The organism is Rathayibacter sp. PhB152 (genome assembly GCF_003751395.1).
Classification (GTDB): Bacteria; Actinomycetota; Actinomycetes; order Actinomycetales; family Microbacteriaceae; genus Rathayibacter; species Rathayibacter festucae.
Window position 1 is genome coordinate 482,785 of sequence record NZ_RJUT01000002.1, and the last position, 14,030, is coordinate 496,814.

A 14,030-nucleotide genomic window follows, 5' to 3' on the forward strand; every position below is an offset into this window, starting at 1 on the left:
TCCTGCGCATCCTGGGCCGCCGCCTCCGGCGACGGGGGTGTCTGCGCGGCCGGAGTCTCCTCGCGGGCCGCACCTCCCCGAGCCGCTCGTCGTGCGTCCTTGCCGTGCGAAGCCTTGCCGAAAGGTGTCTGAGCCACGTCACGACAGTAGCGACCGGCGATGCCTTTGGCACGCCGGTTGCGAACGCGCGCGCCGCTGTGCAAAAGGGCCCGCGCCACGGCCGACGGCGCCCGCGGGCACTCCGCTACAGTGTGCGAGCGCGACCGCCCCGGCCGTCCGCAGGGGGTGCTCGCCGGGGTCCTCAGTCGCCGGGATCAGCCGGTCGCCGTACCGGCAGAGAGTCGAGGAGTGCCGTGAAGGCCATCCGCCGCTTCACCGTCCGATCGGTCCTGCCGCCCGAGCTGTCCGCGCTCGGCGAGCTGGCGGGCAATCTGCGCTGGGCCTGGCACGAGCCGACCCGGCGCCTGTTCGAGCGGGCGGACGCGGAGCTGTGGCAGCGCAGCGGCGGCGACCCGACCGCGCTCCTCGGCGCGATCGCGCCCGAGCGCCTCGCCGAGCTGGCCCGCGACCAGGGCTTCGTCGACGACGCCTGGCGCCTGCGCGACGATCTCGAGCGCTACCGCACCGAGCCGCGCTGGTACCAGTCGCTGCCGGAGTCGGCGCCGCGCTCGATCGCCTACTTCTCGCCCGAGTTCGGCATCGCCGCCGCGCTCCCGCAGTACTCCGGCGGCCTGGGCATCCTCGCGGGCGACCACCTCAAGGCCTCCTCGGACCTCGGCGTCCCGCTGACGGGCGTCGGCCTCTTCTACCGCTCGGGCTACTTCTCCCAGGGCCTCTCCGCCGACGGCTGGCAGCTCGAGTCCTACCCCTCGCTCGACCCCGACGGCCTGCCGCTGCGGATCGTGCGGCTGGCCGACGGCTCGGCGGCGCGGATCGTGCTGGCCCTGCCGGACGGGCGCGCGCTCTACGCCCGGGTCTGGCGGGCCGAGGTGGGCCGGGTGACGCTGCTGCTGCTCGACACGGACGTCCGCGAGAACGAGGACGCCCTGCGGACGGTCACCGACCGGCTCTACGGCGGCGGCGGCGAGCACCGCCTGCTGCAGGAGCTGCTGCTGGGCATCGGCGGCGTGCGCGCCCTCGAGCTGTGGGCCGAGGTCTCGGGCACGCCGCTCCCGGAGGTGTTCCACACCAACGAGGGGCATGCGGGCTTCCAGGGGCTCGAGCGCATCTCCGGCCTGATCGGCTCGGGTCTCGACTTCGACCAGGCGCTGCAGGTCGTGCGCGCGAGCACGGTCTTCACCACGCACACGCCGGTGCCGGCGGGCATCGACCGCTTCGACCGCGGGATGATCGAGCAGTACTTCACCACCGAGCTGCTGCCGGGCGTGCAGATCGAGGACGTGCTGGCGCTGGGCTCCGAGTCGACCACGGGCGGCGCGAGCGACGTCTTCAACATGGCGTTCATGGGGCTCCGCCTGGCGCAGCGCTCCAACGGCGTCTCGAAGCTGCACGGCGAGGTGAGCCGCTCGATGTTCTCCGGTCTCTGGCCGGGCTTCGACACGGCGGAGGTGCCGATCGGCTCGGTCACCAACGGCGTGCACGCGGCGACCTGGACCGATCCGATCCTCCGGGGTCTCGCCCGCGACCGGCTCGGCACCGACGACACCACCCGCGCCGACTGGGCCTCCGGCGCCCTGAGCGACGGCGAGCTCTGGCAGGCGCGGCGCTCGATGCGCGAGCAGCTGGTGCGCGACGCCCGGGCGCGCGCCGCCCGCTCCTGGCGCGAGCAGAACCCCGGCGGCCTCACTCCGGCCTGGCTGGACGAGCTGCTCGACCCGGACGTGCTCACCATCGGCTTCGCCCGGCGAGTGCCCACCTACAAGCGGCTGACGCTGATGCTGCACGACCCGGAGCGGCTGCGCGCGCTGCTGACCCACCCGGAGCACCCGATCCAGATCGTGATCGCCGGCAAGTCGCACCCCGCCGACGAGGAGGGCAAGCGGCTGATCCAGAAGCTGGTCCGCTTCGCGCAGGAGCCGGACGTGCGCCGGCGGATCGTCTTCCTGCCCGACTACGACATCGCGATGGCGCAGCTGCTCTACCCGGGCACCGACGTCTGGCTGAACAACCCGCTGCGCCCGCTCGAGGCGTGCGGCACCTCCGGGATGAAGGCCGCGCTGAACGGCTCGCTGAACCTGTCGATCCTCGACGGCTGGTGGAACGAGTACTTCGACGGCGAGAACGGCTGGGCGATCCCGTCCTCCGACCGCGACCTCGACCCGGAGTCGCGCGACACGCTCGAGGCCGATGCGCTCTACGAGCTGCTCGAGAGCGAGGTCGTGCCGCGCTACTACGAGCGCGACCACGACGGAGTGCCGCGCCGCTGGGTGCGCTCGATCCGCCACACGCTGGCGACGCTCTCGCCGGAGCTGTCGGCCGAGCGGATGGTGCGCCAGTACGTCGAGGCGCTCTACCAGCCCGCCGCCGGGGCCGGGCGCGAGATCGCGGCCGACCACTTCGAGCCGGCCAAGGAGCTCTCCGCCTGGAAGCAGCGGGTCCGCGCGGGCTGGCCGGGCGTGGCGGTCGCGTCGGTCGAGTCGGGCGGCATCGACGCGGTGCCCCAGCGCGGCGACCGGCTCGCGCTGCGCGCGGGGGTCCGCCTGGGCGAGCTCTCGCCCGAGGACGTCGTGGTGCAGGTCGTCTCCGGCACCACCGCGGCGGACGGCTCGCTCGTCGACGTGCGCCTGCACGAGCTCGAGGTGGCGGAGGAGTCGGGCGCGGTCGTGCCCGCCGACGCGGTCGGCCGCGTGCCCTACGCCGGCGAGATCGTCCTCGACCGCAGCGGCTCCTTCGGCTACACCGTCCGCGTCGTGCCGCGGCACCCGCTGCTCGCCCGCTCGGCCGAGCTCGGCCTGGTCGCGGCGGCCGGCTGACGCGCGCCCATGCCGGTCGAGTAGCCGCGCAGCGGCGTCTCGAGCGGGGAAGCCGCTTCGCGTAGAAGTGGTCAGCGAAAGGACGCGGCTGCGCCGCGACATGTGGTCGAGTAGCCCCGCAGGGGCGTATCGAGACCCGACGTCACCAGGAGGGCTGGTCTGCAGACTCAGGTTCTGACGGTGGTGGATCTCGATACGCCCGCTCCGCGGGCTGCTCGATCAGCAGGGAAGCCCTCTGCGAGGGCTGCTCGATCAGCATTGACGTGGCCTCAGTGCATGCCGGTGGAGCTGCCGCGAAGCGTCCTCTAGATGCATGCTGGTCGAGTAGCCGCGCAGCGGCGTATCGAGACCCGCCCCGCTCAGCGCGCGATGTCCGCCAGGGTCGCGCCCGTCGCGGCGACGAGGTCCGCCGGCGCGAGCTCGATGTCGAAGCCGCGCCGCCCGCCGGAGACGAGCACGGTGTCGTACAGCTCCGCCGTCTCGTCGAGCACCGTGCGGTGCCGCGTCTTCTGCCCGATCGGCGAGATGCCGCCGAGCACGTAACCGGTGCGCCGCTGCGCGAGCGCGGGGTCGGCCATCGTCGCCCGCTTGCCGCCGACCGCCGCCGCGAGCTCCTTGAGCCCCAGCTGCCCGGTCACCGGCACGATGCCGACGACGAGCTCGCCGTCGACGTCGACCAGCAGGGTCTTGAACACCCGCTCCGGCTCCACCCCGAGCGCCTCAGCGGCCTCGCCGCCGTAGCTCGCCGCCCCGGGATCGTGCCGGTACTCCCGCGGCACGAAGGCGATCCCCGCCGCGGTCAGCGCGAGCGTCGCCGGAGTCCCCGGTCCGCCCTTCATCAGCGCGCGGCGGCCGGACGCGGGCCGTGCGCGGCGAAGAGCTGCATCGACGTGCCGGCGACGCGGACGACCTGCCCCGGCTCGAACGACTCGCCGTGCTCGAGCGGCACCGACTCCTCGCTGCTCCACAGTCGCGTGTACCCGGTGACCCCCTCGCTCTCGGCGAGGACCACCGAGGTGTCCGCCTCGACGCCGTGCACGATCAGCAGGACGCGGTCGAACTCCTCCGTCTCGGGAGTGGACGCGGCCAGGTACTGCAGCGTGCGGTTCTCCGCGGAGGTCCAGTCGTGCTCCGACATCGTCCGCCCGTGCGCGTCGAACCACTGCATGCTCGTGGCTCCCGGTGTCACCGCACCGCCGCGCCCGTAGCGCGAGGGCCGCAGCGCCGGGTGCTCGCGGCGCAGGCGGATCAGCGTCCGTGCGTGCTCCCGCAGCTCGAGCTGCCAATCGCTGCGCCCGTCCCAGCGCAGCCAGGTGAGGTCGGAGTCCTGGCAGTAGGCGTTGTTGTTGCCTCGCTGGCTGCGGCCGAACTCGTCGCCGGCGGTGATCATCGGGACGCCGGCCGAGAGCAGCAGCGTCCCGAGCAGATTCCGCATCGCCTTCCGCCGGCCCTGGTTGACGCCGTCGTCGGCGGTCGGGCCCTCGAAGCCGTGGTTGAAGGAGCGGTTGGTGTCGGCGCCGTCCCGGTTCGACTCGCCGTTGCCGATGTTGTGCTTGACGTTGTAGGAGACCAGGTCGGCGAGCGTGAAGCCGTCGTGCGCCGTGACGAAGTTGACGGAGGCGAGCGGCCCGCGCTCGAGCGAGAACGTGTTCGACGAGCCGGAGAGCCGGGTCGCGAAGCCGCCGATGCCGACCGGCGCCGTTCCCGCGCGCCGGGCGTAGTCGATGTCCGAGAGCCAGAAGTTGCGGGCGCGGTCGCGGTAGCGGTCGTTCCACTCCGACCAGCCGTCCGGGAAGTTGCCGGTCTGCCAGCCGCCCATGCCGACGTCCCAGGGCTCGGCGATCATCTTCACGTCGGCGAGCGACGGGTCCTCGACGGCCGCGCGCAGCAGCGGGTGGTCGCGCTGGAAGTGCGCGATCTCGTCCCGCCCGAGGGTCGCGGCCAGATCGAGTCGGAAGCCGTCGACCCCGACCTCGTCGGACCAGTAGCGGAGCGAGTCGAGCACCAGGCGCTGCGCGACCGGCCGGCCGAAGTCGATCGTGTTGCCGCAGCCGGTCACGTCGATGTAGTGGCCCTCGCCGGTCTGGCGGTAGTACGCCTGGTCGTCGATCCCGCGCAGGCTCGAGCGCGGACCCTGCGGCCCCTCCTCCGCGGTGTGGTTGTAGACGACGTCGAGGATCACCTCGAGCCCGGCCTCGTGCAGCAGCTTGACCATGCCCTTGAACTCGCGCAGCACCGCGGTCGGGCCGCCGCGCTGGGCGGCGGGGGAGGCGTAGGCGGCGTGCGGGCTGAAGAAGTTGAGGGTGTTGTAGCCCCAGTAGTTGGTGAGTCCCTGGCGCAGCAGCCGCTGCTCCGAGACGAACGCGTGCACGGGGAGGAGCTCGACGGCGGTGACCCGGAGGTCGAGGAGCGACGAGACGGTCGACTCGTGCGCGAGACCGGCGTAGCTGCCGCGCAGCTCGACGGGCAGCGCCGGGTTGAGCTTGGTCAGGCCCTTCACGTGCGCCTCGTAGATCACGGTGCGATCCAGCGGCGTGCGCGGCTTCTCGGAGGAGCCCCAGTCGAAGGAGTCGTCCACGACGACGGAGCGCCACTCGTTCTCGGCGACCCGGTGCAGCCCGCGGGAGTACGGCTCGAGCAGGGGGACCCGCGGATCGAAGCGGCCGGGGACGCCCGAGGGCCCGTCCACCTTGATCGCGTAGCGCCGGCCGACGGTGAGCTGCGCCGCCCGGGCGGACCAGACGGCGTCGTCGCCGCGCACCAGCGGGACGGTGCGGGTGACCCAGCTGGGGTCCTTCTCGTCGTAGAGCAGCAGATCGATGGCGGTCGCGTGCTCCGACCAGACCCGCAGCTCACCGCCCTCCGCGTCCACGACGACTCCGAGGCGGGCCAGGGAGTCGCGTGTCTGCATGCGACCTACAGTAGTGAGGGGCCGGAGACCTGCTCCGCACCCCGGACGCGGGACGGAGGGCGCCATGATCTATCTCGACCACGCGGCGACCACCCCGCTCCGGGCGTCGGCGCTCGCCGCCTTCGCCGAGGCGTCCACTCAGCCCGGCAACCCCTCGTCGGTGCACGGCTCAGGCCAGGAGGCGCGCCGCCGGCTCGAGGACGCCCGCTCGGCCATCGCCGTAGCCCTCGGCTGCGAGCCGATCGAGGTGATCCTCACCGCGGGCGGCACCGAGGCGATCAACCTGGCGCTCAAGGGCCTCTACTGGCAGCGCGTCGCGGAATCCCCGGCGCGCACGCGCATCCTCGTGCCCGGCGGCGAGCACCACGCCACGATCGACACGGTGGAGTGGCTCGCGACCCACGAGGGAGCCCGGATCGAGTGGCTCGCGCTCGACTCGGAGGGGACGCTGCGGCCCGAGACGCTCGAGGCGGCGCTCGCCGCGGATCCGGGCTCCGTCGCACTGGTCTCCGCGCTCTGGGTGAACAACGAGATCGGCACGATCGCGCCGGTCGCCGAGCTGGCCGCGGTCTGCGCGCGGGCCGGCGTGCCGCTGCACCTGGACGCAGTCGCGGCGCTCGGCCACCTGCCGCTCGAGGTCGCGGCGGTGCGGCGCGCCTCCGGCTCCCGCGACGGCGCGGGTCTCGTCGCGGTCAGCGTCTCGGGGCACAAGGTCGGCGGGCCGATCGCGACCGGCGCCCTCGTCCTGGCGCGCGACGCCCGGGTCGTGCCGGTCCTGCACGGCGGTGGCCAGCAGCGCGGCGTCCGCTCGGGCACCCAGGACGTCCCCGGGGCGGCGGCGTTCGCGGCGGCCGTGACGGAGGCGGTCGCGGAGCTGCCCGGGGAGGCGCTTCGGCTGGCGGCCCTGCGCGATCGGCTCGTCGCCGGGATCCTCGCCGCCGTCCCCGGCGCGACGCTGACCGGGCCGGCTGTCGACTCCGGCCGGCGGGTCGCGAGCAACGCGCACCTCGCCTTCCCCGGCGCGCAGGGCGACTCGCTCCTCTTCCTCCTGGACATGGCGGGCGTCTCGGTGTCCACCGGCTCGGCCTGCACGGCCGGGATCCCCGAGCCCTCGCACGTGGTGCTGGCGCTCGGCCGCACCGAGGACGAGGCGCGCGGCGTGCTCCGGATGACGCTCGGCTGGACCACGACGGACGCCGACGTCGACGCGCTGCTCGCGGCGCTGCCGGGCGCGTACGCGCGGGCGGCCCGCGCCGGCCTGTCCCGCCGCGCCGTGCTCCCCGCCTGACGCCGCCTCCGCGCGGTGCCCACCCGTTGTGCAGGCGCTCGTCCGTTCTGCAGGTGTCCGGCGCGAGTCGCCCGATCCTCCGTGCAGGTCTGCGCCGAACGCGCGCGATCGCCTGCAGATCGGACGCGACCGGGGACGGACCGCCGCGAATCGCGCACACCGCACGCCCGCCGCCCGCTCGTAGACTCGGACGGTGAAGGTTCTTGCGGCGATGAGCGGTGGAGTGGACTCGGCGGTGGCCGCGGCCCGCGCGGTGGAGGCGGGGCACGAGGTGGTCGGCGTGCACCTCGCGCTGAGCAGGATGCCCGGCACGCTGCGCACCGGCAGCCGCGGCTGCTGCACGATCGAGGACTCGATGGACGCCCAGCGCGCCGCGAACGTCCTCGGCATCCCCTACTACGTGTGGGACTTCTCCGAGCGGTTCAAGCTCGACGTGGTCGACGACTTCGTGGCCGAGTACGCCGCCGGCCGCACCCCCAACCCGTGCATGCGCTGCAACGAGCGGATCAAGTTCGCGGCCCTGCTCGAGAAGGCGCTCGACCTCGGCTTCGACGCCGTCTGCACCGGCCACTACGCCTCCCTCGAGACCGCCGCCGACGGCAGCCCCGAGCTGCACCGCGCGAGCGACGAGGCGAAGGACCAGTCCTACGTCCTCGGCGTGCTCACCACCGCGCAGCTCGAGCACTCGATGTTCCCGCTCGGCTCGACGCCCTCGAAGGCGGTCGTCCGGGCGGAGGCGGCCCGCCGCGGCCTGAGCGTCGCGAACAAGCCGGACAGCTACGACATCTGCTTCATCCCCGACGGCGACACCCGCGGCTGGCTCTCGGAGCGCGTCGCCCCCGAGACCGGCGCGATCGTCGAACGCGACGGCGCGGTGGTGGGGGCGCACGAGGGAGCGCACGGCTACACCGTCGGCCAGCGCCGGGGCCTGCACCTCGGCGTGCCCGCGCCGGACGGCCGCCCGCGCTTCGTGCTCGAGGTGCGGACGAAGACCAACGAGGTCGTCGTCGGTCCGCGGGAGGCGCTGCGCATCGGTGAGATCGCCGGCTCGCGCTTCACCTGGGCCGGCGCGGCGCCGGAGGACGCGTCGACGCCGTTCCGCTGCGACGTGCAGATCCGCGCGCACGCCGACCCGGTCCCGGCGACCGCGGTCGTGTCGGAGGTGGATGGGAAGGTGGAGCTCGTGATCACTCCCGACTCGCCGCTCGACGGCGTCGCCCCCGGCCAGACGGCCGTCGTCTACCTCGGCACCCGCGTGCTCGGCCAGTGCACGATCGACCGCACGGTCGCGGCCGACCTCGTCGGTGCCTCCGCGAGCGGGGCGGTGCTCTGATGGCCGCGAAGTCCGAGGCGGGCGCGACGCCGGCGGCGGACCTCGATCCGGCCCAGCGCGTCGACGAGCTGCGCGCCCGGATCCGCTCCGCGAGCGAGGACTACTACGCGGCCGACGCCTCGCCGCTCGCCGACGCCGAGTACGACGCGCTGGTCCGCGAGCTCGCCGAGCTCGAGACGGCGCACCCCGAGCTGGCCACCGAGGACTCGCCGACGCAGACGGTGGGGGGAGTGGTCGCCGCCGGTCTCGACCCGATCGACCACGCCGAGCGGATGCTCTCGCTCGACAACGTGTTCTCGGCAGAGGAGCTGCGGGAGTGGTGCGACAAGACCGTCGCCTCCGCCGCCCGCCCGGTCGCCTGGCTGACCGAGCTCAAGATCGACGGCCTCGCCATCTCGCTGCACTACGAGAACGGCCGCCTCGTCACCGCCGCCACCCGCGGCGACGGGCGGACCGGCGAGGACGTCACGGTCAACGCTCTGCGCGTGGCCGGCATCCCGCAGCAGCTGGCGGGCGAGGGGCACCCCGCGCTGGTCGAGGTCCGCGGCGAGGTCTTCATCCCCGTGCGCGAGTTCGCGGCACTGAACGCCCTGCAGGAGACCCTGCGGGACAAGGCCGTCGAGGAGGCGCGCGAGCGCTGGTCGGCCCGGCCGAGCGCCACCCGCAAGCCCTTCGACGAGGAGCGGGTCCGCGACAGCGCCCTGCGCCGCTTCCCCACCTTCGCCAACCCGCGGAACGCCGCGAGCGGCGGGCTCCGCCAGCAGCTCGACAAGAAGTCCGGCCTCGACCTCCGCGCCGGCGAGGCGCGGGTCGGCTCGCTCGCGCTCTACGTGCACGGCATCGGCGCCTGGCCCGACCCGCCGGTGCAGAGCCAGTCCGAGGTCTACGGCCTGCTCGCCTCCTGGGGGCTGCCGGTCAGCGCCCACAACCGGGTCTCGGAGTCGGTCGACGAGGTCCTCGCCTTCGTCGAGCAGTACGGCCGCGAGCGACACTCGGTCGAGCACGAGATCGACGGCGTCGTCGTCAAGGTCGACGAGCTGGAGCTGCACGACGAGCTCGGCGCCACCAGCCGCGCCCCGCGCTGGGCCATCGCCTACAAGTACCCGCCCGAGGAGGTGCACACCAAGCTCCTCGACATCGTCGTCAGCGTCGGTCGCACCGGCCGGGCCACCCCGTTCGCGCAGATGGAGAAGGTCAAGGTCGCCGGCTCCGAGGTGCGCCAGGCCACGCTGCACAACGCCGACGTGGTGAAGGCCAAGGGGGTGCTGATCGGCGACACCGTCGTCCTGCGCAAGGCGGGCGACGTCATCCCCGAGGTGCTCGGCCCGGTGATCGAGCTGCGCGACGGCAGCGAGCGCGAGTTCGTGATGCCGACGCAGTGCCCCGAGTGCGGCACGACCCTCGCTCCCGCCAAGGAGGGCGACGTCGATCTGCGCTGCCCGAACGCCCGCTCCTGCCCCGCGCAGGTGCGCGGCCGCGTCGAGCACATCGGCAGCCGCGGCGCGCTCGACATCGAGGTGCTCGGCGAGGTGACCGCCGCGGCGCTGACCCAGCCGTTCGTGCCCGCGGAGCCGCCGCTCGACACCGAGGCGGGCCTCTTCGAGCTGCGGATCGAGGACGTCTTCCCGATCGAGGTCGTCGTCCGCGACAGCGAGACCGGCCTGCAGAAGCTCGACGACCGGGGCGAGGCGAAGGTCGTCGGCCCGTTCAAGCGCAAGCGGCAGAAGCGCGACGGCGCCTATGACCCGGCGGCGGAGGTGTTCGGCGGCGACGCCGAGTACGTGCCGTCGACGACCGGTCTCGCGCTGATCGCCAACATCGAGAAGGCGAAGACCTCGCCGCTCTGGCGCTTCCTGGTCTCGCTCAGCATCCGGCACGTCGGCCCGGTCGCCGCGCGCGCCCTGGCCGGCCACTTCGGCTCGCTCGACGCGATCCGCGCGGCCAGCCGCGAGGAGCTCGCCGCGGTCGACGGCGTCGGCGGCATCATCGGCGACGCGGTGCTCGCCTGGTTCGAGGTCGACTGGCACGCCGAGATCGTCGACCGTTGGGCGAAGGCCGGCGTGCAGTTCGCCACGCCCGGCCACCCGGGCCCCGGTGCGGCCGACGCCGCGGGCGGCGTGCTCGCCGGGCTCACCGTCGTCGCGACCGGCTCGCTCGAGGGCTACAGCCGCGAGGGGGCACAGGAGGCGATCCTCGCCGCCGGCGGCAAGGCCGGCTCGAGCGTCTCCAAGAAGACGCACTACGTCGCCGCCGGCCCCGGCGCCGGCAGCAAGCTCGGCAAGGCCGAGGCGCTCGGCGTGCGGATCATCACCGCCGCGGAGTTCCACCTGCTCGTGACCGAGGGGCCCGAGGCGATCGCGCTGCCCGAGGAAGCGGCCTCGGAAGAAGCGGTCGGCGGCGCGCCCGTCGCCGACGCTCCCGCCGCCGACGGCACCGACCCGGTCGCCGCCGACGGCACCGACCCGGTCGCCGCCGAGGCGCCGGCCGGCGAGACCGCCGATGCGGCGACCGCCGATGCGGCCGCCGCTGAGGAGACCCCCGACGCGGATGCCTGACCGGCCCGGCGAGGAGCGGCGGGCCTTCCTCCGTCGCTCCCTCGCCGAGGCCGCCTCGACCGCGCTGGACGCCGCCGCCAATGCCGTACCGCTGACGCCGCGCGAGCGCGCCGCCGCCGCGGCGCTGGCCCGGATCGATCACCTCGTCGTCGTCTCCTTCGCCGGACGGCCGCGCCGCCAGGTCTTCGGCGCCCTCGACGGCGAGCCGGGCAGCGACTTCGCCGGCGGAACCGACGAGGTGCTGACCGCCCCCGGCCCCGGAACCGCCGGAGACCGGTTCGCCCCCGCGATGCTCCCCGTGCACACGCTGCTCGCGCACTCGTTCGCGCGCGCCGACCACTGGCGCGCGGACGGCCGTGACCCGCTCCGACTGCTGCTCGACTCGGCCTGGCACGCCGGCACCCCTTGGTCCCTGGTCGTCGACGACCGCCAGGGCGTCTCGACCACCCTCCTCGCCGACCCCGACCCGATGCACCGCGATCCCGCGGTGGCAGCTGCCGGGGGAGCACTCCTCCCGCTCTCCGGACTCGCGAAGGCGGCCGCGATGGGCGCCCTGCCGCCGGTCGTCCTGGTCGAGCCCCGCTCGCTCGTCGATCCGGCCGACTTCGCCGCCGCCGACGATCCGGGCCGGTCGAGATCTGCGGACGCGCGCACGGCCGAGCGGCTCCTGCACGAGACCGTCGACGCGGCCAGGGCGGCGGAGTCGGCCGGGCGCCGGGTGCTGCTGGTCGTCACCGCGCGCGGGCGGTCCGATCGCCCCGGCGACGTCCCGGCCCTCCTCATCGCCTCGAGCGCGCGGCCCGGTGATCGTCTGACGGCCCGGCTCGGCCCGGCGACCCCCGCCCTCCTGCACCGCGCCCGCTTCGCCGCCGACCGCCGGGCGCTGGGCGACGCCGGCGTGCTCGCCGTCGCCGAGGCGCTGTCCGGACCCGCCCGGCCGCTGTCGCGCTACCCGCGCACGGCACCCGCCTTCGCGCCGGAGGGCCGGGAGCACTCGATCGGGCCGGCCCTGGCCGCAGCCCTCGCCGCGGCGGGCGTCACCGCCGAGCCCGGCGACGTCGAACAGGCCCTCATGATGCTCCGAGCCGCCGCCCCGGGCGCGTCGCTACACTCCCCGGAGGCACGGATCCGCGGCACGCGGGAAGGGCGGAGCGCATGAGCGGCACCGACGGCGGCGGCGACCGCACCCCGCGAGACGACGCCCCCCGCTCCCGCTCCCGCCGCCGCTTCCTGGCCGGCGGCGCCGTGGCCGGCACCGCCGCCGCCGCGGGCCTCACCGGCGGAGCGATCGGCGCGGCCGTCGCCTCCGGCCGCGACCGCGAGGCCGAGTCGCCCCTGCCCGAGCGCAGCGAGCCCGGCTTCGACCACGTCGTCGTCGTGATGTTCGAGAACCGCTCCTTCGACAACATCCTCGGGCAGCTCTACGCGGCCGACGGCCCGCCCGCGGGCGAGACCTTCGAGGGCCTGCAGAGCGGCGAGCACTCCAACACGACCGCCGCGGGCGACGCCGTCACCGCGCACGTCTACCAGGGCGCGACCGACACCGTCATGCGCCAGCCCGATCCCGACCCGGGCGAGGAGTACCCGCACGTCAACACCCAGCTCTTCGGCACGATCGACCCGCCGTCCAACGCCGGGGCGTCCGTCGGCGCCATGACGGCCCCCTTCAACGCGCCCGCCGACGCCTCCGCCCCGACGATGAGCGGGTTCCTCGAGGACTACGTGCAGAACCTCCGCCACCTGAAGAAGGGCGAGGAGCCCACCCGCGAGGAGTACAGCACGATCATGGGCGGATTCTCGCCCGACATGCTCCCCGTCTTCTCGACCCTGGCCCGCGAGTTCGCCGTCTTCGACCACTGGTTCTGCGCCGTCCCCTCGCAGACCTTCTGCAACCGCTCCTTCTTCCACGCCTCGACCTCGCACGGCTTCGTCACCAACAAGCACGGCGGCGGCTACGAGAAGTGGCTCGCCGACGACCTCGGAGATGCGCCGACGGTCTTCAACCGCCTCGAGGAGGCCGGGAAGAGCTGGCGGGTCTACTTCGACGCGCTCCAGGTCGTCTCCTACACCGGGTTCCTGCACGCGCCGGTGCTCGAGAAGTACTGGAAGACCAACTTCGCCCCGATGGAGCAGTTCTACGCGGACGTCGCGAGCGGCGAGCTGCCCGACTACGCCTTCGTGGAGCCGCGGCTCGTCTTCGACCACAACGACATGCACCCGCCGACCGGCGTCCTGCACGAGGACGAGGTCGACGGGCAGCCGCTCTACGACAGCGCGCTGTCCGACGTGCGCGCGGGGGAGCTGCTGCTGCACGAGATCTACTCGGCGATCCGCGAGAGCGCGTCGACGACGGGCTCGAACGCGATCAACACCCTGCTGCTGGCCACCTTCGACGAGCACGGCGGGCTCTACGACCACGTGCCACCGCCTGCCGCGACCCCGCCCGGCGACGGCCGCGAGGGCGAGATGGGCTTCGGCTTCGACCGCCTCGGCTGCCGCGTGCCCGCCATCGCGATCTCCGCCTACACCCGGGCGGGCACGGTCCTGCACGACGAGATGCACCACGGCGCCCTGATCCGCACCCTCAGCCGCCTGCACGGGCTCGAGCCGCTCACCGCGCGCGACGCGGACGCGCCCGACCTCTTCGGCGTCGTCACGCTCGACACCCCGCGGCAGATCGACGACTGGCCGACCACCGTGCCGCAGTACCTGCCGCCGAACCCGGAGGCGACACCGCCGCACCCGGCCAACGCGAACAGGGACAAGCCGCTCAGCCCACCGGCCCTCGGGCTGATGGGCCTGCTGCTCGCCCGCTACGGCGAGCCGGGCGACGACCTGCCGACCACGTACCAGGGCGCCTACGAGGCGCTGCTGAAGCACGGCACGAGCCTCTTCGGCACCGGCACGGTCACCGCGTCGCCCACCCCATCGCCCACCCCGTCGCCCGGGGCCTGAGCGGAGGGAGCGTCGGTGCCCCTGGCTAGACTGGACGCCGATTCCCACGAACCAC

General features: G+C 74.1%; 8 protein-coding genes. 6 read left to right on the plus strand and 2 right to left on the minus strand.

Features of this window, described 5'->3' with window-relative positions; genetic code table 11:
* Positions 1-353 precede the first annotated feature (353 nt).
* Positions 354-2,933, plus strand: a complete 2,580-nt coding sequence (glgP, locus tag EDF36_RS05690) for an alpha-glucan family phosphorylase (protein WP_123732225.1) — start codon at positions 354-356, stop codon at positions 2,931-2,933.
* 359 nt (positions 2,934-3,292) lie between these two features.
* On the opposite strand, the gene ybaK is transcribed toward glgP, so the two are convergent.
* Together ybaK and glgX are read right to left on the minus strand one after the other, a co-directional pair.
* Positions 3,293-3,772, minus strand: coding sequence for a Cys-tRNA(Pro) deacylase (gene ybaK / locus EDF36_RS05695; RefSeq protein ID WP_123732226.1), 480 nt, complete (start codon positions 3,770-3,772; stop codon positions 3,293-3,295).
* A complete protein-coding gene (gene glgX / locus EDF36_RS05700) occupies positions 3,772-5,844 on the minus strand; it encodes a glycogen debranching protein GlgX (protein WP_123732227.1) in 2,073 nt (690 codons plus the stop codon). The genes ybaK and glgX overlap by 1 nt, the downstream gene beginning before the upstream one ends.
* A gap of 64 nt (positions 5,845-5,908) precedes the next feature.
* On the opposite strand from glgX, the gene EDF36_RS05705 reads away from it, so the two are divergent.
* From EDF36_RS05705 to EDF36_RS05725, 5 genes are all read left to right on the plus strand, one after another.
* Positions 5,909-7,132: a cysteine desulfurase family protein gene (locus EDF36_RS05705; protein ID WP_123732228.1), complete on the plus strand. Its 1,224-nt coding sequence runs from the start codon at positions 5,909-5,911 to the stop codon at positions 7,130-7,132.
* 193 nt (positions 7,133-7,325) lie between these two features.
* Entirely contained in the window at positions 7,326-8,465 is a 1,140-nt protein-coding gene (gene mnmA, locus EDF36_RS05710) for a tRNA 2-thiouridine(34) synthase MnmA (protein WP_185020376.1), read from the plus strand.
* Positions 8,465-11,020 (plus strand): NAD-dependent DNA ligase LigA, encoded by a 2,556-nt coding sequence (gene ligA, locus EDF36_RS05715; RefSeq protein ID WP_123732230.1) that lies wholly within the window; start codon positions 8,465-8,467, stop codon positions 11,018-11,020. The genes mnmA and ligA overlap by 1 nt, the downstream gene beginning before the upstream one ends.
* On the plus strand, positions 11,013-12,179 hold the full coding sequence (locus tag EDF36_RS05720; RefSeq protein WP_123732231.1) for a hypothetical protein: 1,167 nt from the start codon (positions 11,013-11,015) through the stop codon (positions 12,177-12,179). Before ligA ends, EDF36_RS05720 begins: the two co-directional genes overlap by 8 nt.
* On the plus strand, positions 12,176-13,975 hold the full coding sequence (locus EDF36_RS05725; protein ID WP_123732232.1) for an alkaline phosphatase family protein: 1,800 nt from the start codon (positions 12,176-12,178) through the stop codon (positions 13,973-13,975). Before EDF36_RS05720 ends, EDF36_RS05725 begins: the two co-directional genes overlap by 4 nt.
* The last annotated feature ends 55 nt before the right edge of the window (positions 13,976-14,030 follow it).

Coding starts and splice junctions, on each gene's coding strand:
- EDF36_RS05705 (WP_123732228.1), top strand. CDS start 5,909: ATGATCTATCTCGACCACGCGGCGACCACCCCGCTCCGGGCGTCGGCG.
- ligA (WP_123732230.1), top strand. CDS start 8,465: ATGGCCGCGAAGTCCGAGGCGGGCGCGACGCCGGCGGCGGACCTCGAT.
- EDF36_RS05720 (WP_123732231.1), top strand. CDS start 11,013: ATGCCTGACCGGCCCGGCGAGGAGCGGCGGGCCTTCCTCCGTCGCTCC.
- glgX (WP_123732227.1), bottom strand. CDS start 5,844: ATGCAGACACGCGACTCCCTGGCCCGCCTCGGAGTCGTCGTGGACGCG.
- ybaK (WP_123732226.1), bottom strand. CDS start 3,772: ATGAAGGGCGGACCGGGGACTCCGGCGACGCTCGCGCTGACCGCGGCG.
- EDF36_RS05725 (WP_123732232.1), top strand. CDS start 12,176: ATGAGCGGCACCGACGGCGGCGGCGACCGCACCCCGCGAGACGACGCC.